This window comes from Saccharopolyspora sp. NPDC045941 (assembly GCF_056431445.1).
Map to the genome: position 1 here is coordinate 1 of NZ_JBWKKU010000112.1, position 19,441 is coordinate 19,441.

Genomic DNA, 19,441 nt, shown 5'->3' on the forward strand with positions numbered 1-19,441 from the left:
ATCCACGGCGGCTGCTCACCCTTCCTCACCCAACCATGATCCACGATCAAGGAAACCCAGACACAACCAGTGGTCCTTTTGCTAGGAACTCTTAGAGGGAATCTCTGCTTGCTTGGTTGTTTTCGTCTCGGTGATTGCATCAGTCACACGGGATGGGATGTCGTCGCCGACCCTCAGCGGGTTGCTGGCGAAGATGCCTTCGTGCGCGAGCACCGGTCGACGATCACCGGCGAGCTCGGGATACTTCTGCTCGAGTTTTTCGCGTTCCGCAACCAGTTTCCGCCAGCCGTCCATAGTGGACCGATCTCCTCCGCGGACGGCTTGCCAGCTGCGCGGCATCTCGTCCCGGGACGGGCCGGGGTTCGCTTGGCCGGCCATGGTCACTGCGGACGGGCGGCGCGACGAAGGACGTCGGCAGACCGGACAGACGGGATCTGGCGAGTGCATCGATGCAAGCCCCGCTTCGAACCGATGACCGTCGGCGCAGGTGAAGTCGTAGAGAATCATCGTGGCCTACCGGTAGAACCCCGTGGGGGCGACACGCAGCTGCGAGAACTGGTCGGCATCATGGCCGAAGACCACCTCGGCGCCGGTCTTGTCGGCGATCGTGCGCAGCTTCTCCACCGATTCCAACCACTTGAGGTTGTCCCACACGATCGCCGCGCCCACTGCGGGAGGCCCCCAGCTCTCGTTGAGGTACACCGCGTCCGAGGTGAAGATCTTCGTCCCGTCCTCGGGAAGGTCGACCCGCAGGGACATGGTGCCCCAAGTGTGACCGGGAGTTTCGATGACGCTCACGCCGGGAACGATCTCCACGTCACCCGACACCGCTTCCAGCGGCAGGCCCTCGTAGTCTGAAACCAGGTGCGCGCCCTTGAAGGCGCCGTCGATGGCCAGTGCACCATCGATTTCGTTTGAGTTGGCGATGATCCTGGTGCGCTTGGGATCGAACATCTTCGCGTTGGCAGCGTGGTCGAAGTGCAGGTGCGAGAGCACCAGCATGTCGATGTCGTCGGGGGTCAGCTCGAGTTGCGCAAGCGCGGAGTCCAGGTAGCCGGGGCCTTCGGGATCGTCCTGCACCGGGAAGAAGTCCTGGAATCCGGTCGGAGCCCATCGGGTCTCCCAATCCCTGGGCACGCCGGTGTCCCACAGGATGCGTCCCTCTGGGTGCTCGATGAGCACAGCGTGCGTGGGACAGTCCTCCCAGACCGGGCGGGTGTTGCGGTGATGGCGGTCGACGATCGTCTTCCCGCCCTTGAGCAGCAGCCACGTGTAATCGGTTTCCATGACACCGGTGGAGAGCACGTGGACCTTCATGCTATTTGCCATGACAATCGCCCTTGTTTGTCTGACTAAGAATGCTGATGTGTGAATGAACGCCTAGGTGTGAATGGCGTCTCAGCGAGGAGCAATTCTCCAGCTCTGCATATGGGCTGTATATGGCACGAGATGCCATACTTGACGTTCATCTGTGTGTACTCAGGACACCGAGAGATGGGCTACGCTCGTTGCGTGACTGGCGCGAACTCGCCGGAGGACGACAAGGGCCTGCCCGCACTGCTCGAGTTTCTCGACAAGGGCATTGCGCCGCTGGAACTGGAGAACGTTCTAGCCTCGCACCGCACTGGGACGAAGGACCCACGTGCCGCAGCTGCGCTGCGCCGGGTCAACAACTCGCTGTGGGAGGCGAGGCGCCGTGAGGCGCTGTTGCGCACGCTGCATGCAACCGCGACGGATCTGACCGCGATCCGCGACGTCGAGGCCATCCTCAGTGCGATCGTTCGCCGGACCCGATCGCTGATGGGCACGGACATGGCCTACATCAGCCTCAACGACGACGAGCGGCGGCAGACCTACATCCGGATGGCCGACGGTGTCACCACCGCTGCGTATCGGGCCATCCGCATGCCGCTGGGGGCCGGGGTGCTCGGCAAGGTCGCCCGCGGTGCGTCGCCGGCGCAGACCGAGGACTACCTCACCGACGAGACGTTCATCCACATACCGGAGATCGACGACGCCGTCGCAGGCGAGGGAGTGAAGGCGATCATGGGTGTCCCGCTGCGGGCCAGCGGGACCGTGATCGGTGCGCTGCTCGTGGCGAACCGGCACCGGCACACCTTCAGCAGCGATGACGTGGCCTTCGTCGAGTCGATCGGCGCCCATGCCGCCGTCGCGTTGGAGAATGCCCGGGCCTTCGGCGAGATGGGGGAGGCACTATCAGCCCTCGACGAGGCCCGATCCCGCAATCTCGAACACCTACAGGCTCTGCAGGACCTGGTCCGGCTCGACGAAGTCCTGACAGCCGCCCTGCTCGAGTCCAAAAGCGTGGAAAAGATCGTTCCCCTGCTGGCAGAGTTCCTGCGGTCCGACGTGGCTGTCGTCGATGCCACCGGCACGCTGATCACGAGTTCGAGGGACGAACTGATCACCGATGACATCACGGGAATCCAGCAAGCCGCTGCCCGCTCGGCGAACTCCCGCGGCGCGGTCGAGCTCAGAGTCGCGGGCGAGCCCTGGACACTGGTCGCTGCGACCGCGGGTTCGGAATGCCTCGGCGCCCTGCTCGTCGCCGAACCGTTGCCGCCCTCGACCGCTCTAGTCGAACGATCGGCGGTATACCTCAGCATCCTGCTGCTCTTCGAGCAGGTGGTCCTCGATGCCGAGGATCACCAGCAACGCGAGCTCATCGACGACATGCTCGCCGAGCGGTCCGACCACGGTCCGGCAATTCGCCGCCGCGTGTCCCAATACCGCCTCACGCCGGACGGACCATGGTGCGTGCACATCGTCGACGTTGCGGTCGAACAACGCTACAGAGCGCTGGTCGTACTGCGCACATACCTGCACGAACGTTCCGGCCTGGTTTCGCTGCACGAAGGACACCTGTGCCTCGTGACACCGGGAGAGGTCGCCCTGCTGGACGGGCAGGGAGCGCTGAAGGCACTGAAAGCCGCCGACATCACCGCAACCATCGGTTGCTCCGGACCGGTCAACGGCCTGGCGGGAGTCCGACGTGGGCACCGCTACGCGCAAGCGATCGTTAACGCACTCGAAGTCCTCGGCCGCGAAGGCGAGGCAGCGGATCTGACACATTTGGGAACGGCCGGAATCCTGCTGGGGCTCTCGGACCGGCGCTTGGCGCAAGATTTCGTCGAGGTCCAGCTCGGCCCGATCCTCGACTACGACCGGCACCGCAACACCGATCTGACGTTCACGGCATGGACCTTCCTCGACACCGGATCGAGCCTAGCGCCGACCGCACAACGGCTGAAAGTGCACCTGAACACCGTCCGGCAACGGCTCGAACGCATCGACCAGCTGCTCGGAACTGACTGGCGGCGTGGAAGCCGGATGCTCGACAGCCACGTCGCCCTGCGGATGTGGCGACTGCGGACCGCGGGCACCGGTGAGGAACTCGTGCAAGCGCAGACGGAAGACCCCAACCCGACTGGACCTTTCGGTGATCAGATTGGGACGAATGCTTGACACGGTCGGAGACATGCGGTTTGAGTTTCGAAAACTGCCCGGCCTGCGGCTGACCACCCGACAGACGTCGACCACAAGCAGCGATGGGGCCACAGGCGAACCATCAGCGTCAACGGCGGTCTGGTCCAGCGGTGACAGTGCTGCGCCCTGGCGGTCGGTACTCGATGCCGACGGCCAGGGCGCGCTTGGGGGTGTGCCCGATCGCGTCAGGTTGCAAGGAACTGCTCTACGGCACCGAGGATTGCCGAGTCAGTGAGAAAGGCCATGTGCGTCGCGCATGCCACGGAGTTGTTGGTAGCCCCGTCGAGAATTGTGCTGGTGTAGGGGTTGATCATCCCGTCACAGGACGAGTACCAGGTGGCGTACTTGGTGTCGCCGGGGGTCTCGTCGCCGGAGTTGACCGTGGTCAGGAAGGATGAGCCGGGGTACATCTCCTGACACGAGACGTTGCTCTGGCAGGAAGCAGCGTTGTAGCTGCCGTGATTGGCGCCGGCCAGCGAGGCCACATGCTCCACGTACGGCTGCCCGCCGAGCTCCTTGAGGTACCAACTGGTGACCATGCCGCCCATGGAGTGGTTGACGATGTCGACCTTGCTGGCTCCGGTGGTGGCCAGTACCTGCTCCACGTAGGCGGCCAAGCCTTCTGCGCTGGTCTTGTTGGACTGCGTGGAGGTGTACTCGTAGGTGAACAGGTCGCCGGCCGCGTAGCCGACCGCCTCGAACGAAGACTTCGCAGTGCTCCAGTTGGACGCGCTCCCGCCGTAGCCGTGTACGAAGACGACCGGGGTGTTTTCCGCTGCCTCGGCGCGCGAGTCGGCCAGCACGCCACCGGCGGTGAGCGCGCCCGCGACGGCGAGGGCTATGAGTGCGGGGCGAATGCGGCGCCCGGCAAAGGAATCGGCAGTGCGGCTCATGTCTGCTCCTTTGGTGGGGGATGCGGATCGCATGAGGCGGCTCGTGCGATCCATCGCGGCCGGAACGCTAGATATCCGCGTTACAGAGGGGTTACAGACGCGTCAGAGCTGGAGAGCTGCCACAGGCGCAGGGCGAGGTGGAAGTCGAGTACGCGGGTGCCATCTCGCCAGTCAGTGCCCAGCAGGCGCTCGAGCTTGTCGAGGCGCTGGCGCACGGTGCTGGGGCGAACTCGGAGTCGGCGGTGTCATCGTCGACGTGCCCTCCTACCGCGCGGACCAGATGCCGTACGGCGGGGTGAAGCAGTCAGGCGTCGGCCGCGAGGGCGTCCGCTCCGCGATCGACGACTACACCAACGAGCGTCGTGGTACTCACCGGCATCGCTCTGCGACCCAGACGGTTCCACCCGGGCTGTAACGCTGATGAAACGGGTGCCGCCGATCCTCAGCGCCGACCACGACTTGAGGAGGCACTGGTGGAGGACGGTGACGCCGGGCCGATGTACACGACCGCTCCCGACGGGGCCAAGATCGCGGCAGAGGTCTTCGTTCCCGCGCGGCCCGCGGCGGCGACCCTGCTGCTTGTCCCAGGACTCGGGTACGGGCCATGGAGCTTCGCTCCGCAGCGAGCCGACCTCGCCGCGGAATACCGGCTGGTGCTGCTCCACAACCGCGGCACCGGCCAATCCGACGCCCCGCCCGGTCTGTATTCCATCGACACCATGGCCGACGACGCCGCGGCCGTGCTGCGCTCGCTGGGCGCTCGCCGAACCCACGTGGTGGGCACCTCGATGGGGGGATACATCTCGTTGCAGCTGGCCTCGGCGCACCCTGACTTGGTGGCGTCGGTGGTCATGATCGCCAGTTCGCCCGGTGGTCCCGGCGCGCTTCCCGTGCCCGAGGAAACGGCCACGCTGTGGCGCGACCACGCGCAGCTGCCCGGGGATGAGTTCGCGCGGCAGACCATGCCGAACTCCTTCGCTCCAGGCTGGACCGAGGAGCACCCTCGGGAGTACGCGGAGCTGCTGGCCGCCCGCCTGGCGTCGCCCGTACCGCCCGAAGCATGGGCAGCGCAGTCGGCAGCGGGCGAGGAATTCCTCACCCACGGGGTGCGGGGTGCGCGGCCGGACCAGCCGGTTACCGGGATCCACGGCACCGCCGACCGCGTCGTGCCTTTCGAAAACCTCGCCGCGCTCGGCCGCCGCCTGCCCAAGGCACACCTGACCGGCCTCCAGGGCGCCGGCCACCTGTGCTGGCTGGAGCGCCCCGGCGACGTCAACGCGGTCATTCGCAACCATCTCGCGAGCGTCGGCGCCGCCCCGGCGCTGTAACTACGGCGTAACGCCGCAGCCGCACACTCGCCACCTCACCATTCGCAGGGATCTCAACGTGGAGAAGCACATGCCGTACGTCGAGGTGGCACCCGGTGTCCGCATGGCCTACGAGGACCGCGGCGAAGGCCGCCCCATCGTCTTCGTGCACGGCTGGGGCGGCAGCGGGGACGTCTGGGACTACCAGGTGCTCGACCTGGCCGACCGGTTCCGCGTGATCACTGTCGACCTGCGCGGCCACGGCGCGTCGGACAAGCCCTGGGGCGACTACGGATACGCCACGTTCTGCGCCGACCTGGCCACGCTGATGAGCGAGCTGTCCCTTGAGGACGTCACCTTGGTGGGCTGGTCCATGGGCGGCCACATCGGCCTGAAGTTCGTGCAGACCATCGGCGCGCCGGTCACACGTCTCGTCGTCACCGGGTCCGGTCCCCGCTTTCTGCAGGCGTCCGACGCGCCCTACGGCGGCGCTGCCGACAGTGCGCAGGCGCTGTGCGACGCCGTGCGCTACAGCAGGGTGGAGACGATCCAGGGCCTTTACGGCCAGAACTTCCACCGCACCGACCTCGACTCGACCCGGGACTGGCTGATCCGCATCGGGCTCCAGGTGCCGGCGTTCGTGGGACTCAAATCCTTCGAGGCGCTCCTGGACGAGGACCTGCGTCCCGGTCTTGCGGACATCACGATCCCCGTCGCCGCCTTCAGCGGCCGCCACGACCAGATCTGGGACCCCCAGTGGTCAGAGGTGGTCGCCAAGGACATCCCCCGTGCGTCCCTCACCCATTTCGAGAACAGGGGCCATGTCGCGTTCATCGAGGAACGCATGGAGTGGAACGCCGCTCTGGCCGGCTTCATCACCGGCAACTGAGGCGTGGGAACTCAGCACGCCCGGTGCGCGATTCAGCCCGCCGCATGTCCCCGGCCAACCCCGGCCTTCTCCGAACAAGGAGCCGCACATGACCCCCCAAGAGGCATCAGGCCCACCTACCCCCGCGAGTGAGCCCGAGCAGCTGTCCCGGCGTGCGCAGCGCAAGCTGCTCGCCGCCGGCCTGATCGGCAGCTCGATCGAGTGGTACGACTTCTTCCTTTACGGCACCGCCGCCGCCCTCGTCTTTCCGCATGTGTTCTTCCCCCACTCCTCCGCGCTGATGGGGACACTGCTCTCGTTCAGCACGTTCTGGGCGGGCTTCCTCGCCAGGCCGCTCGGCGGGGCGCTCGCCGGCCACCTCGGCGACCGGCACGGGCGCAAGCCCGTGGTCGTGGTCGCCCTGCTGGGCATGGGGCTGGCCACCTTCCTGATCGGCTGTCTGCCCGGCGCCGGCACCATCGGCCTGGCCGCGCCGATGCTTCTGGTGGTGCTGCGGTTCGCGCAGGGCTTGGCGTGCGGCGGTCAGTGGGGCGGCATCGTGTTGCTGCTGACGGAGTCGGCGAGTCCCAAGCGGCGCGGGTTCGCCGGGACATTCGGGCAGATGGGCGTGCCGCTCGGCATCATCCTGGGCAACTCGGCCTTCCTGATCACCACCAAACTGACGTCCGACGACACGTTCCTGAACTGGGGCTGGCGCGTACCGTTCTTCTGCAGCGCCCTGCTGTTCCCGGTCGTGCTCTACATCCAGACCAAGGTCGAGGACACCCCGGAGTTCCAGCAGCTGCAGCGCAGCGCCGAGCAAAGTGCCCGCCCGAAGGTGGCACAGGCCCCGCTGAAGGAAGCGATACGCGATCACTGGCGCGCGGTCCTACTGGGCTGCGGTCTGCTCGCGGCCACCAACAGCCTCTTCTACATCAGCAACACCGGCGTCCTGGCCTATGCCACCGCCGAGCTCGGCATGGACCGCGAGGCACTGCTCACCGGGTCGCTGCTGAGCTCCCTGGTGGCGGTGGCGGCGACGCTCGCCGCCGGGGCCGCCTCCGACCGGTTCGGTCGTCGCCCCGTCATCATGGTGGGCGCCGTCGCGCTCGTTCTCTGGGCCTTCCCGTACTTCTGGCTGGTGGACACGGCGAGCCTGTGGCTGGTCCTCGTCGCCGTCAGCGTCGGCGCGGTCTTACAGTCCCTGACCTTCGGTCCGCTCGCGGCCTACCTGGGCGAGCTCTTCGCACCCCGGGTGCGGCTCTCCGGCGCCTCGCTCGCCTACCAGCTCGCCGCGATCACCGTCAGCGGCGGCACACCGGTCCTCATGACGGCGCTCATCGCCCGGACCGGCACGACCTGGCCGGTGTCCCTCTTCATCGCCGCGATGGCACTGGTGACAGCCTGGTGCACCTGGCGGCTGCGGGAGACCAACCCAGCTTCCGTACGACGTGATCCACAGGCGGTTCCAGGCGCTGATGCCGCAGGCACGCCGGGCACGGCGCATCTCGCGGGCGCCCAGCGATAGGAGGACCTCATGGCCGCGGAGCGGGCATACGATGCGGTGGTGACCGAGATCGTCCGTACCCGGCTGCGGCCGCCACGGCCGGTCGCGGCGCGGATCGCACGACCCCGCGCTGCGGCCGCCTTCTCCGCCGCGGCCGACGTGCCCCTGGTCTGCGTCGAGGCGGACGCCGGGTACGGCAAAACCACCTTCGTGGACGCCGTCACCGCCGGCACCCACCGGGCCTGGTACGCCCTGACCCCCGCGGACCGCGATCCGCACACTTTCCTCGCGCACCTCACGGCCTCCGTCACGACCACGCCGGAAGTGGCCGAAACGCCGGACTCCCCGCACGGCAGCTGGTCCGCTCTGCTCGACCGCGCACTGGACCGGATCGACAAGTGGACCGCAGTGGGCGGGAGATACCTCGTCCTCGACGACTACCACGTCGTCCACGGCTCTCCGGTGGACGCGGTCGTCGGCCGGCTCCTGGACGTACTCCCGGCCACAGTCCAGATCGTCGCGACGTCGCGGACCCACCTCGACCCCGAGACCTGGGGAGGCCGGAACACCGGATACGACGCGGTACGCACCATCGACCGTGCCCTGCTGGCGTTCGACGACGACGAGACCCTCGCCTACCTTCGCTCGCGCTTCGGGGTCAGCCTGCCGCCCACGGTGATCGAGGTCATCGTCGAGGAGACCGAGGGCTGGCCGATCGCGCTGTCCCTGCTCGGCCGCCGGCTGCACCGCGGCCATCACGACGCCGAGGAACTGCTCGCCGCGCTGCCCGCTGGGCGAGACGCCGCCTTCGACTTCCTCGGCAACCAGGTCTTCGCCGAGCAGCCCCTGGACGTGCAACGGTTCCTCCTCGACGTCTCCGTCCTGTCCCCGCTCACGCCCGGTGCCTGCGCGGCCGTGGCCAACACCACGGTGGCGGCGGCGGCACGTACGCTGCGCAGGATCGCGGCCGCGGGGCTGTTCTGCGCCGAAACCGACGCAGGCTCCTACCGGATGCACCACTTGTTCCGCCAGTTCCTTCGGAGCCAGATCGACCCCGCACGGCGGCGCGAACTGCACGCGGCCGCGGCCGGCCACCACCGCGGCCGAGGGGAGTACGAACGGGCGGCCGCGCATGCCCTGGCAGCGCAGCAACCCGAGGCCGCCGCGCGGGACGTGGCCGCGATCGCCGGGCAGCTGCTGACCAGCGGCCGTCACCTGACGCTCCTGGCGCTGACGGACGATCTCGGCTCCGCCCTGGACGAGCACCCGGCGCTGCTGGCCGCCCGCAGCCACGCGGTCCGCCTGAGCAGCCGGTTCGACGAGGCGGTCGACCTCGCGCACCGGGCCGGACAGCTCAGCGGCCCCGATGGCGGCGACAACCTCCGCAAGGCACTCGGGGCAGAGCTCGCCGTTCATCTCGACACCGTCCACTCCGCCCGCGCCGAGGAGGTCCTCGAGCGGCTTACGGCCGCCGGCCCGGACCAGCACGAGTTCATTGCGCAGCGCATCGAGAACGAAATCAACCACGGCCACCTCACGCACGCCGAGCGGCTCCTCGATGGTGCAGACGCCGCCCACGCCCTGCGCCCCCGGCTGCTCGTACGCCAGGGCCGGCTGCTTGAGGCCCGCAAACTCCTCGAGCGGTACACCGGCGCCCACAACCGCATCCCGATGGCCCACCGCGAGAGCTCGGCCCTGCTCGCCTGGATACACGCGCTCCTGGGACACACCGATCGGGCGGCCGAGCACGCCCGGACCGGAATCGACCTGGGACGCGACCTGCGCTCCCCCTTGCTCACCTGCGTCTCAACCGGTCGCCTGGGGCTGGCCCTCATCACCGGCTCCGGCCCCACCGACGCCCGACAAGCCCAGCAGCACCTACTCGAAGCCCTGGAGAGCGCCGAGCGGCTTGGCATCGACCGTTTCCGGGCCGAGCCCCTCATGGGCCTGACGGTCCTCGCCGACCGGCTGGGCCGACCCGAGGACACGCTGCGCTTCGGCCTCGACGCGATCGAGACCCTGGCCGCGGCCGGCGACCGCTACCTCGAGGCCATGGCCAGACTGGCACTCGGCGCCGCACTGGCGAGCCGGCACGACCCAACCGCCCGCGAATGGCTCGAGCAGGCCCAGGAGCAGGCGCTCGACTGCGGCGACGCGCTCATCCCGCTGCTCTGCGACCAATGGCTGGCCGCGCTCGACCTCGCCGAGGGCGACCGAGCCAGGTTCGAGGCCCGGGCACAGGACGTCCTGGACCGCACGGTGACTCTGAGCCTCACCGACATCTGGCTGACCCCCGGCTGGCTCGGGATCACGGACGACGCCGCCCGGCTGACATGGCTCGACGCGGCGCGGGCGGGTGGCCGCGCCTCCACCCACGCGGCCTACCTGCGAGAGCGAATCGACCGCCCGACGGACGCGACCGCCGCCCCTTCTCCAGCAGCGGAGCCCGCACTTCGCATCACGACGCTCAACGGATTCGCGGTCCGCCGCGGCGGCACCACCCTGACCGAGGAGTCGTTCAGCCGGCGTAAAGCGGTCGAGATCCTGCTCCTGTTGTGCGCGAGCGAGCGCCACTCCCAGAGCCGTTCGGAGCTTCTCGACAAGCTGTGGCCGGAACTGCCACGCGACAAGGCGGCCGTCAGGTTCCGGGTGGCCCTGCATTCGCTGCACCATGTCCTCGAGCCCGACCGGGCACCACGCGAGCCCACCCGCTTGGTGCGCACCTCCGCGGACCGGATCTGGCTCGACCCGTACAGCGTCCGCATCGACGCCGACGACTTCCGCACCGACGCCGACCGGCTCCTCGCCTCCGGAAAGAGCGACATAAGCGGCAGGCAGAAGGCGCTGGACGCCTACCAGCAGCCCTTCCTCCACGACTTTCCAGCCTTCGAATGGGCAATCCCGGTACGGGACGAGCTGGCCGTCCGGTTCCGCGAACTCACGCTGGCGACCGCGGAGTCGCTGCTGGAGGCTGGCGATCACATCGCGGCCATCGCCGCATGCCAACGCCTCCTCGCCCACGACCCATTCGTCGAGCCCGCCCACGAACTCGTAGCTGCGTCCTACCTCGCCGCAGGCGACTCCGCCAGTGCCCACCGGGCCTTCCGCGAGTGTGAGCGACTCTTCGAGGAGGAGCTGGGCATCAGGCCCACGTGGACGCTCGACAGCGACCCGGGGCAGCGGGCCAGCTAGCGAACCGGCCGTCAGCTCTGCGGTGTTCCGCCATCCGCCGCAGGCAGCCGGTCGGCGAGCAGTTCGGCGAGATGCTTGCCACGGCGATCGGTGAGATGGCCGAGCTGGGTCCGGCAGAAAAAACCGTCGGCCAGGACCACGCCATCGCCGGGCAGTTCGCGTACCGCGGGCAAGAGCGCGTTTTCGGCGACCTTGACGGAGACGTCGTAGTGACCGCGCTCGGCGCCGAAGTTGCCGACGAGGCCGCAGCATCCGCCGACCGTGTGCACCGATGCGCCGGCCTCACGCAGCAGCCGATCGTCGGTCTCCCAGCCCATGACGGCGTGGTGGTGGCAGTGCGGCTGTCCGACGGCCTCGACGTCGTCAAGGCGGGGCGGACTCCAGTCGGGGCGATGCAGCGCCCGTAGTTCGGCCAGCATGTGGGTGGCCTGAGCGACCGCGGCTGCCCTCGTGTCATCAGGCCCCAGCAAGGATACGTATCGGACTACGCATTCCTATCGAGGTGGGGCTCGATGCCGGCTAGGAGGCTTGAAGCAAGCTATCCAAGGCAGACCGAGGGGGTGTCATGATCCTGCAGTACAGCGCCGAACGGTCAGGCGCCCCTGAACACCCGCACGGAGGAATTCCGCGCCCGATTCAGCCCGCCCCCGCGAACGCGGGCAGAGTAGACGATCGCTACGGCCACCTTCGCGATCGCCAGCTCGCCGACGCCCTCGCCGCAGAAGACCACGAGAATCTCTCCCCCCACGAACGCCTCACCTGCCACTTCCATCGCCGATGGGCACACATGTGCATCGCCTCGCCCGTGCACGTCATCGTCGTCACCGGGCATCGCTGGTGCCGCACGTGCGAGGCCGAGGCGATCGTCGTAGTGGACGAATTGAGCGGGTCCGTTTCTGTGACCTGTTCCCGTTGCCAACGCCCGCCCGAGACTCCCGCGACGAGACAGATCATCCGATCCTGCCGTGCCAGCCTGGCCACCGTGCTAGAGCAGCGAAGCACACGCCAGAACGCCAAGGCAGCCACAGTGATGGCGCTCTCTGAAGTGGGCCAGCCGCGCTCGCCGAAATGGGCCAGTTGAGGAGTGCAGCGTAGCTGGTGTCAGCGGCGGAGCGGGATCACTCCGTCGGGTGCGGCGACGGGCATCTGTGGTCGGGCGGCTTCGGGTGTGGTGAGTAGCGCGACGATGGTGACGGGGCCGCCGCAGTGCGGGCAGTCCCGCTGGGCCGCGATATGCGGTAGCGGCGCCGCAGGCGCCGGTGGGGTCGGCGCCGGAGGCGGTGCCCCGAAGGGCCTTGCGGTGCTAGATGCAGGGGTGGTGCGCTCGACCTCCCGGCGGGCGGCGGCGGTGCGTTTGCACTCGGGTGAGCAGTAGAGCCGGGTTTTTGCTTGCCGCCCGGTGGCGATGAACGCTTCCCAGCAGATCGGGCAGGTCTTGCGGGTCGCGTTGTAGTTCGGGTCGCGTGGGTCAGGAGACATGCGCGTTCACCGCCTGGCGCAGCTTGTCCGATGTGGACTGATGCGACCGGAGTCGGTAAGATGGGCCGTCGATGCCGACCACGGTCGCGCGGTGCAGCAACCGGTCCAGCATCGCGGCAGCGACGGTCGCGTCGCCGAAAGCCGTTGCCCAGTCAGCGATCCCGACGTTCGTTGTCAGGATCGTGCTCGACTTGAGGTAACGCTGGTTGATCACCTGGAACAACGCCGAAGCCCCGTCGCCGGGCAGCGGCAAATAGCCAAGCTCGTCGATCACGAGCAGTTTCGGTCCGGCGAAGAACCGCATGCAGGTCTGCCAGCGGCCCTCGACCGCGGCTTTGTGGCAGCGGGCGGCGAGGTCGGCCGCGGTGGTGAAGTAAACCCTGTTGCCGGCTTCGGCCGTGCCGCGCGCGAGCGCGGTGGCGAGCATCGTCTTGCCGACCCCGGGCGGCCCGACGAACAACACGTTGGAGGCGTCGTCGAGGAACCGCAGCGTCGCCAGGTCGCGGATGAGTTTCTCGTCGACGCCGGGCTGAGCGGCGAAGTCGAAGTCCGCCAAGGTCCAGGGATCGGGCAGGCAGGCGAACCGCAACCGGCCGGCGAGACGGCGTTCTTCGGTGGCGTTGACCTCGATCTCCAGCAACCGCTCCAGCGCCGCGGTCATCGACAGGTTCTCGGTGCGCGCCTGGTCCAGAATCCGGGGCAGAGCTTCGGCGGCGTTGTCCAGCTTCAGGTAGGAAAAGTGCGAGCGGAGTTGCTGATAGCGGCGGGCCTCGCTCATCTGTGGCCCTGAACGGTTTCCGGACAAAAGATCAGTCCTCCTCGGACTCATAGGTGGGGGCGCTGTCCAGCCTCGCCGCGGTGGCGGCGTAGGTGGCCAGGTCGATCACGACGTGGGCAGCGGGCCCCGTCGCGGGCAGGCCGCGCAGCTTCGCTGCCTCGGCCAACGCCGCCGCCGACGGCGGCCGGCGCGTCTTGTGGGTGCAAGGCCGATCGGTGCTGAACGCGCCCATCGCAGCGTGTTCGAGTGCGATCACGTGGCCTTCGTCGCGGACGACCCGCCCAGCGCCGTCCAGGGCGCGGCGGTGAACCGCGACCGTCGCGCCGCGCGCGGTGACGATCCTCAGCCCGTCCGCGCCGAGCCGGTGGCGGACCTGAACCTGCGCGCCGCCCAGGCCGGGTGGGACGGAGTAGAAGTTGCCGCGGAAGGAGATCAGCGCCTGCGGCGTGACGATCCGGCCGAGGTCGAACTCGGCCGGGAACGCGACCAGCGGCGGCTGATGCAGTCGCTCGGTCGCGGCCAGGCCGGCGACGGTGGTGCGCTCGCCGTCGTGGACCCGGCGGCGGATGTCGAGCTTTGCGGCAAGCCGGTCCAGCCCGGCCTGTGCCTCGGTGATCGTGACGTCGTCGCCGAGCGTGCGCCACCAGCGCTGAGCAGCCGAGTGGTTGGCCTTCTCGACCACGCCTTTGCGGTTCCCGCGCCGCGGGGGGCAGGTCACCGACCGGACACCGTAGTGCTTCGCGACCTGGGCGAACGCGGCCGTGATCCGGCCGGATGAGGGGTAGCAGACCGTCGCCATCCGGTCAAAGCGCCAGACCTGGGTCACCCCGCCGAGCCGACGGACCACCGCATCAAGAGCCTCGACCAGGTGCGGGAAGTCCTCGGCATCAGCCAGGACCCCGCGCCACTTGCTCGAGTACGCCAGCGCGCCGACCAGCAGATGCGCCTGCTTCCCGGCGCCCCAACTCGCCGGCGGGTCCGGCAACTCCAGCCAGTCCCACTGGGTTTCCTCGCCCGGCGGGTGGGTGATGATCGCGACGTCACGACCGCGGGAAACCTGACAGGGTTCGCAATGCGGGCGCAGCTGATAGCGGCGAAGCGCCCTGGTGAACGTCGAGTAGCCGCCGTCGTAGCCGAGTTCGGCGATCTCGTCCAACAACGTCGTCGCCCACAGATGCGGGTCGTCGTCCAGCCGGGCGCGGCAGTAGCCGACAAACGGCTCGAACGGGTCCGCAGCTGCCGACCGTCGTTTTCCCGGCACGACTTCGCCGGACAAGTACCGGCGGATGGTCTTGCGGTCGCGCCCGAGATGTCGGGCGATCGCCGAGACCGACCAGCCTTGAGCACGCAACGCCTGCGCCTCCACGTCTTCCTCCAGAGTGAGCATCCACGCCTCCGGCAACGATCACAGTGATCAACACCGAAACCGTCGCCCGAAGGCCGTTGACCAGCGCAAACGACGCGCCGACAGGACACCCCAACTGGGGAATTTCAGAGAGCAGGACTGACCCTATTCAGAGAGCGCCATCAACAGCGTGGGGAAGCGGAGACAGGAGCCGCGAGCTTCCACCTCTCTCCGGGAACGGGCCTTCACCCACGCACCCATCGCGGTTGCTCTGATGGATTTGAACAGACGCTGGATCGACGTCAACAACGCGTGGTGCAATCTACTCGGCTACACCAGGCACGAGATGCTGTCACTGCGCTACAGCGACATCGTCTACGCCGACGACGCAGGGCCCGTAGGTTCCATCTCGGCGGATTCGGTCGGCGCCGGCGAGAACGCCGTGGCCCGGAAGCAACGCTATCGGCACCGGAACGGGCACCCCGTCTGGGTACTGATCAGATCAAGTGTCATCTCCGGAACTGATGGCCTGCCAGCCTATCTGGTCAGCTACTGCGAGAGCCTCGACGATCATTTCTTCTCGGACACTCACCTGATGCATCTCGCCACGCATGATCCATTGACCGGCTTGGCAAACCGCACCCTGCTCGGCGACCGCCTGCGACACGAACTCGGTCAGCTCCATGGACGGGCCGGGCGTCGTAGCGGTCCTTGTCATCGATCTTGACGCGTTGAAGCAAGTCAATGACGCCCACGGCCACTCGGCAGGCGATCAAGTCATTCTGGCTGCTGCAGGCGCGCTACTCGACGCCGCCCGTCCCGGCGATACGGTTGCCCGCATTGGCGGTGATGAGTTCGCCCTTGTCCGCCGAACCGCCGATATCCGATCAGCACAACACTTCCGTGATCACATCGTCGAACAACTGAAGATCGACGTTGAAATCGATCAATGGCGGACGACAGTCCACGCGAGCGTTGGCCTCGCCACCACGGAAGACTTCACGCCCCGGCCTGAAATGCTTCTCCACAACGCCGACCAGGACATGTACCAGCACAAGCGAACCATGCGCACCACTGACAACGCGCCTCACCATTGCGCACACTGTCGTTGCTCCGAAATGCCCCTCAAATAGATCTGCCGGAAACCGCTTGGGTGCTCGTGCCGACCTCCGATGACGAGCAAGACGCAACCGACACCCCGTGAACCGTTCTAGGATAGATAGTGCGGTTCCGGATAATGAGCGGTGACCAATGACGCAGGGCGTCCGCCATCAAGCCAGCGGTCTCCCCCACGAACTGACGAGCTTCGTGGGGCGCCGCCAGGCGATGACGGACGTAAAACGAGCGCTCTCCGACTCACGGCTCGTGACCCTGACAGGATTCGGTGGCATAGGGAAGTCGCGGCTAGCGCTCCACGTGGCGCACACCTTGCGTCGAGCCTTCCCCGACGGAACACACCTGGTGGAGCTCGCAGATGTTCAGGACCCCTCGCTGGTTCCGCACGCCGTGATAGGCGCACTCGGTCTCCAGGACCGGTCGATGCGGGACCTGGACACTGTACTGACGGAGTATCTGGTCGACCGGCACCTGTTGCTCGTGTTGGACAACTGCGAGCACCTGTTGGACTCGTGTGGTCACCTGATCACCACGCTGCTATCCGCCGCCCCAGGGTTGCGTGTGCTTGCGACCAGCCGAGAGCCCATCGGGACTAGCGGGGAACAGATCTTCCGGGTGCCACCCCTTTCCCTGCCCACCGCAGAGGACTCGCAAGCCACGAATGAGACCCCGCCCCGGGATCACGCGGCATTGAGGTTGTTCGAGGACCGGGCCGCGGCAGTGTCAACGGGATTTTCGTTGACCAAGGACAACGAGATCGCCGTGGCCAGGTTGTGCCAGCGGTTGGACGGCGTGCCGCTGGCCATCGAGCTCGCCGCAGCACGCGTGCGCGTGCTGTCAGTCGAGGAAATCCTCGACCGCCTGGAGAGCCGCTTTCAGCTCCTCACCAGCAGGCACCACGCGGACGGTCCGCGGCACCAGAGCCTGCGGGCCGCCGTCGACTGGAGCTTCGACCTGTGCACGTACCAGGAGCGGCAGCTGTGGGCTCGCTGCTCGGTGTTCGCCGGAGACTTCGACCTCGACGCCGCCGAACACGTTTGCGCCGACGACGGCTTGACCACCGATGACGTGTTTACCGGCATCGCCGGGTTGATCGACAAGTCAATCCTCGCCTCCGTCGAGCAACACCCGCGGAGCAGATACCGGATGCTGGAGATCATCCGCCAGTATGGCCAGGAGCAACTCTCCGCAGCGGGTGAGGAAAGCTCGCTACGCCGCCGACACCGCGACTACTACCTACTTCTGGCCGAACAGTCCGACGCCGGCTCCGCTGGCCCCGCACAAGCCGACTGGGTCAAACGCCTGCGCATCGAACGCCCCAACTTCTGGGCTGCGTTGGAATATTGCCTGACCACTCCCGGCCAGGCGCGGACGGCACTGCGGATGACAGCCGCCCTGTGGTTCCTGTGGTTGGGGTTCGACTACGCCAGGGAAGGCCGCCGCTGGCTGGACCGGGCGCTGGCCGCAGACACCGAACCGAGCAGCGAGCGGGCCCGGGCACTGTGGATCGACGGTTGGCTCGCCCACCTCCACGGAGACCGCGCCGGCTCGCTGTCCCTGCTCAACGACAGCCGCTTCCTCGCCCAGCAGTTGGGCAATGAGACCGAGTTGACCTATGCGCTCCAGTTTCTCGGCGACACCGAGATGTGGGACGACAACCTCGCCCGGGCAGGCCCGCTGTTGGACCAGGCCCTGGCCCGCCACCGCGCTTCTGCCCACTGGACTGCCCCGGCGCTGATCGTCTTCGCCGTGCAGGCACAAAGGGCAGGCCTGCGCGGAGACGTCGACCGGGCCATGGAGTTCCTGCGCGAGTGCGAGTTCGTCTGCACCCCGCTCGGAGAGCGCTGGGCACTGTCTTGGACGGAGTGGAACGTCGGAGTCTCTTGGTGGGCGGCGGGCAATGCCACCGAGACAGCCCTACACGTGTCGGCATCACTTCATGCCAAGCAGGATCTTGAGGACATGCTCGGCATCGCATGCTGCCTCGAGTTGCTGAGCTGGGTGGCGGCCACTCAAGGGGACTCCGAACGTGCTGGCGTGTTGTTTGGCGCGCTCGGAAAACTGTGGGATCTGATCGGCACTCCGTTGTTCGGCGCCGAGACTCTGCTGTCCTGGCGCGCACAGGCGCACGAACAGGTCCGCGAACGACTCGGCGACGCAGCATTCGACGCCGCCGGCCAGAAAGGCGCACTGATAACCCGGGAGGAGACGATCTCCTATGCACTGGGCGAGACGACAACTCCTTCACCCGCCCGTGAAGCACGGCAGGTGCCCGTAGCCGAGTCGACGCTGACGAAGCGGGAACGCGAAGTCGCCAGCCTCATCGCGAAAGGCAAGTCGAACAAGGAGATCGCGGCCAGTCTGGTCATTTCCCGACGCACGGCGGAAACCCACGTCGAGCACATTCTCGTCAAGCTCGGATTCACCTCCCGCCTGCAAATCGCCACCTGGGTCACCGACCACGCGCAACAATGACCGCCAGAAACCCCAGTCATGCCGCCAAAGAGCAGCGCCGAGAGAGTCCAGTCCGCTGCGACAAGCTGGCTTGGGTGGCCGCATTGGTGCCGCCGAGTTTGAGAACCGCGTGCGCCCCGCCGCCCAACCTCCCGCCCCATCCGGGTCGACCCTGTCGCACTGGCCACTGCCGCCGCGGGATTGTCGACCAGCTGCTCGCCGACGCCGCGAGCGCCGAGCACAAGCTTGTGGACGTCCTCGGAAACACCGGACTCGTCGCAGACCCGGGCGAGACGGTGTTTGGCCGACAGGGAAATCAGCGCGGTGGGCACCGACGGGCTCCAGACCACTGTGTCACCGCCCACCGGCTCTCGGCGATGCGGTCACCGGGCCGCTGAGGCACAGTTGACGTGGCAGGCCCACTGGGAACACCCAAATGTCGATCACCTCCTGGACCTCGCATAGCGGATCTCGCACACCTCGATCGTGATCAGGTCGGCCTCCAAGCGAGGCAGTCCGCGCCGTGCACACCGGTGTTCGTGTGTGCCTCATCGTCAGTTCATCAAGCGTTGGTGTGAAACCTGGGTTGGTCACAGTGACCAGACGCAGACGGTTCGTGACCGAACCCGCCCAGCAGTGTCGCACCGCTCTCACTCCGGTTCTTCCCAACATAAAACGCGATACTCTTATCCGGCATCGGACGCACCTGCTCCGGCGGCACCGACGGCGACTCAGGACCCGCCAACGCAACTGGCGTAGCAAGCACCAACACCCCGACCGCTAACCCAAGCGAAACCACAACCTCCAATACCTGACTAAAAAGCATTCGATCGAGCTGGGTGTTTACACCGCTGGCGCGGGCGGATCGCCAGGCCAAAGACGAGACGTATGTGCGATGTTGCTAGTAGTACTTCGTTAAGTTTGTCTTCGTTTGGGGAGTTTTCTTTGGCATGTGGGGCAAACGCCGGTCCAGCACAGTAAGACGCTTTGGAGCA

Annotated in this window: 17 protein-coding genes and 2 pseudogenes; 10 read left to right on the forward strand and 9 right to left on the reverse strand. The window is 67.3% G+C overall.

The features are described from left to right. Positions 1–81: 81 nt before the first annotated feature. Together AC07FN_RS44175 and AC07FN_RS44180 are read right to left on the reverse strand one after the other, a co-directional pair. A complete protein-coding gene (locus AC07FN_RS44175) occupies positions 82–507 on the reverse strand; it encodes an FmdB family zinc ribbon protein (RefSeq protein ID WP_478401085.1) in 426 nt (141 codons plus the stop codon). 6 nt (positions 508–513) lie between these two features. Beyond that, positions 514–1,329: an N-acyl homoserine lactonase family protein gene (locus AC07FN_RS44180; protein ID WP_478401086.1), complete on the reverse strand. Its 816-nt coding sequence runs from the start codon at positions 1,327–1,329 to the stop codon at positions 514–516. A gap of 39 nt (positions 1,330–1,368) precedes the next feature. Between AC07FN_RS44180 and AC07FN_RS44185 the strand changes: the two genes are divergently transcribed. Beyond that, positions 1,369–3,486 carry a helix-turn-helix domain-containing protein gene (locus AC07FN_RS44185; RefSeq protein ID WP_478401087.1) on the forward strand — a complete coding sequence of 706 codons (2,118 nt, stop codon included), beginning with the start codon at positions 1,369–1,371 and terminating at the stop codon, positions 3,484–3,486. 206 nt (positions 3,487–3,692) lie between these two features. On the opposite strand, the gene AC07FN_RS44190 is transcribed toward AC07FN_RS44185, so the two are convergent. Both AC07FN_RS44190 and AC07FN_RS44195 read right to left on the reverse strand, forming a co-directional pair. After that, entirely contained in the window at positions 3,693–4,400 is a 708-nt protein-coding gene (locus AC07FN_RS44190) for an esterase/lipase family protein (protein ID WP_478401088.1), read from the reverse strand. An 80-nt stretch (positions 4,401–4,480) separates the two neighbouring features. Continuing rightward, positions 4,481–4,615 (reverse strand): helix-turn-helix domain-containing protein, encoded by a 135-nt coding sequence (locus AC07FN_RS44195; RefSeq protein WP_478401098.1) that lies wholly within the window; start codon positions 4,613–4,615, stop codon positions 4,481–4,483. An 11-nt stretch (positions 4,616–4,626) separates the two neighbouring features. Between AC07FN_RS44195 and AC07FN_RS44200 the strand changes: the two are divergent. The 5 genes and pseudogenes from AC07FN_RS44200 to AC07FN_RS44220 all read left to right on the forward strand — a co-directional run. Continuing rightward, positions 4,627–4,786: pseudogene (locus AC07FN_RS44200) on the forward strand (aldehyde dehydrogenase family protein); the annotation flags it as partial. Between the two features lie 87 nt (positions 4,787–4,873). Beyond that, the gene (locus tag AC07FN_RS44205; protein WP_478401099.1) at positions 4,874–5,728 is read left to right on the forward strand and encodes an alpha/beta fold hydrolase; all 855 of its coding nucleotides are present in this window, start codon (positions 4,874–4,876) and stop codon (positions 5,726–5,728) included. Between the two features lie 58 nt (positions 5,729–5,786). Continuing rightward, positions 5,787–6,596 carry an alpha/beta fold hydrolase gene (locus AC07FN_RS44210; protein WP_478401089.1) on the forward strand — a complete coding sequence of 270 codons (810 nt, stop codon included), beginning with the start codon at positions 5,787–5,789 and terminating at the stop codon, positions 6,594–6,596. 88 nt (positions 6,597–6,684) lie between these two features. Beyond that, the gene (locus AC07FN_RS44215) at positions 6,685–8,103 is read left to right on the forward strand and encodes an MFS transporter (RefSeq protein WP_478401090.1); all 1,419 of its coding nucleotides are present in this window, start codon (positions 6,685–6,687) and stop codon (positions 8,101–8,103) included. Positions 8,104–8,142: 39 nt separating this feature from the next. Then, positions 8,143–11,274, forward strand: a complete 3,132-nt coding sequence (locus tag AC07FN_RS44220) for a winged helix-turn-helix domain-containing protein (RefSeq protein ID WP_478401091.1) — start codon at positions 8,143–8,145, stop codon at positions 11,272–11,274. 11 nt (positions 11,275–11,285) lie between these two features. Here the strand turns inward: AC07FN_RS44220 and AC07FN_RS44225 are convergent, their stop codons facing one another. Next, a complete protein-coding gene (locus tag AC07FN_RS44225; RefSeq protein ID WP_478401092.1) occupies positions 11,286–11,693 on the reverse strand; it encodes a hypothetical protein in 408 nt (135 codons plus the stop codon). Positions 11,694–11,839: 146 nt separating this feature from the next. On the opposite strand from AC07FN_RS44225, the gene AC07FN_RS44230 reads away from it, so the two are divergent. Next, entirely contained in the window at positions 11,840–12,355 is a 516-nt protein-coding gene (locus tag AC07FN_RS44230; RefSeq protein ID WP_478401093.1) for a hypothetical protein, read from the forward strand. Positions 12,356–12,375: 20 nt separating this feature from the next. Here AC07FN_RS44230 and AC07FN_RS44235 read toward each other — a convergent pair whose 3' ends face one another. The 3 genes from AC07FN_RS44235 to istA are packed head-to-tail and all read right to left on the reverse strand — an operon-like array spanning position 12,376 to position 14,918. Further along, positions 12,376–12,753: a hypothetical protein gene (locus AC07FN_RS44235; protein ID WP_478401094.1), complete on the reverse strand. Its 378-nt coding sequence runs from the start codon at positions 12,751–12,753 to the stop codon at positions 12,376–12,378. Then, positions 12,743–13,531, reverse strand: coding sequence for an IS21-like element helper ATPase IstB (gene istB / locus AC07FN_RS44240; protein WP_452637561.1), 789 nt, complete (start codon positions 13,529–13,531; stop codon positions 12,743–12,745). The genes AC07FN_RS44235 and istB overlap by 11 nt, the downstream gene beginning before the upstream one ends. A gap of 31 nt (positions 13,532–13,562) precedes the next feature. Beyond that, positions 13,563–14,918: an IS21 family transposase gene (gene istA, locus AC07FN_RS44245; protein WP_478401095.1), complete on the reverse strand. Its 1,356-nt coding sequence runs from the start codon at positions 14,916–14,918 to the stop codon at positions 13,563–13,565. A 148-nt stretch (positions 14,919–15,066) separates the two neighbouring features. Here istA and AC07FN_RS44250 point away from each other — a divergent pair, with 148 nt between their 5' ends. The 3 genes from AC07FN_RS44250 (at position 15,067) to AC07FN_RS44260 (ending at position 18,467) form a co-directional block, all read left to right on the forward strand. Then, positions 15,067–15,603 carry a PAS domain S-box protein gene (locus tag AC07FN_RS44250; RefSeq protein ID WP_478401096.1) on the forward strand — a complete coding sequence of 179 codons (537 nt, stop codon included), beginning with the start codon at positions 15,067–15,069 and terminating at the stop codon, positions 15,601–15,603. 4 nt (positions 15,604–15,607) lie between these two features. Further along, complete coding sequence (locus tag AC07FN_RS44255) at positions 15,608–16,009, forward strand: GGDEF domain-containing protein (protein ID WP_478401097.1); 402 nt, start codon at positions 15,608–15,610, stop codon at positions 16,007–16,009. 193 nt (positions 16,010–16,202) lie between these two features. Then, positions 16,203–18,467: a LuxR C-terminal-related transcriptional regulator gene (locus AC07FN_RS44260; protein WP_478401100.1), complete on the forward strand. Its 2,265-nt coding sequence runs from the start codon at positions 16,203–16,205 to the stop codon at positions 18,465–18,467. 35 nt (positions 18,468–18,502) lie between these two features. On the opposite strand, the pseudogene AC07FN_RS44265 reads toward AC07FN_RS44260, so the two are convergent. Then, positions 18,503–18,811, reverse strand: a pseudogene (locus AC07FN_RS44265) (aldehyde dehydrogenase family protein); the annotation flags it as partial. Positions 18,812–19,441: the final 630 nt, after the last annotated feature.

Coding starts and splice junctions, on each gene's coding strand:
- AC07FN_RS44175 (WP_478401085.1), bottom strand. CDS start 507: ATGATTCTCTACGACTTCACCTGCGCCGACGGTCATCGGTTCGAAGCG.
- AC07FN_RS44180 (WP_478401086.1), bottom strand. CDS start 1,329: ATGGCAAATAGCATGAAGGTCCACGTGCTCTCCACCGGTGTCATGGAA.
- AC07FN_RS44190 (WP_478401088.1), bottom strand. CDS start 4,400: ATGAGCCGCACTGCCGATTCCTTTGCCGGGCGCCGCATTCGCCCCGCA.
- AC07FN_RS44215 (WP_478401090.1), top strand. CDS start 6,685: ATGACCCCCCAAGAGGCATCAGGCCCACCTACCCCCGCGAGTGAGCCC.
- AC07FN_RS44225 (WP_478401092.1), bottom strand. CDS start 11,693: ATGCTGGCCGAACTACGGGCGCTGCATCGCCCCGACTGGAGTCCGCCC.
- AC07FN_RS44230 (WP_478401093.1), top strand. CDS start 11,840: ATGATCCTGCAGTACAGCGCCGAACGGTCAGGCGCCCCTGAACACCCG.
- AC07FN_RS44235 (WP_478401094.1), bottom strand. CDS start 12,753: ATGTCTCCTGACCCACGCGACCCGAACTACAACGCGACCCGCAAGACC.
- istB (WP_452637561.1), bottom strand. CDS start 13,531: ATGAGCGAGGCCCGCCGCTATCAGCAACTCCGCTCGCACTTTTCCTAC.
- istA (WP_478401095.1), bottom strand. CDS start 14,918: ATGCTCACTCTGGAGGAAGACGTGGAGGCGCAGGCGTTGCGTGCTCAA.
- AC07FN_RS44260 (WP_478401100.1), top strand. CDS start 16,203: ATGACGGACGTAAAACGAGCGCTCTCCGACTCACGGCTCGTGACCCTG.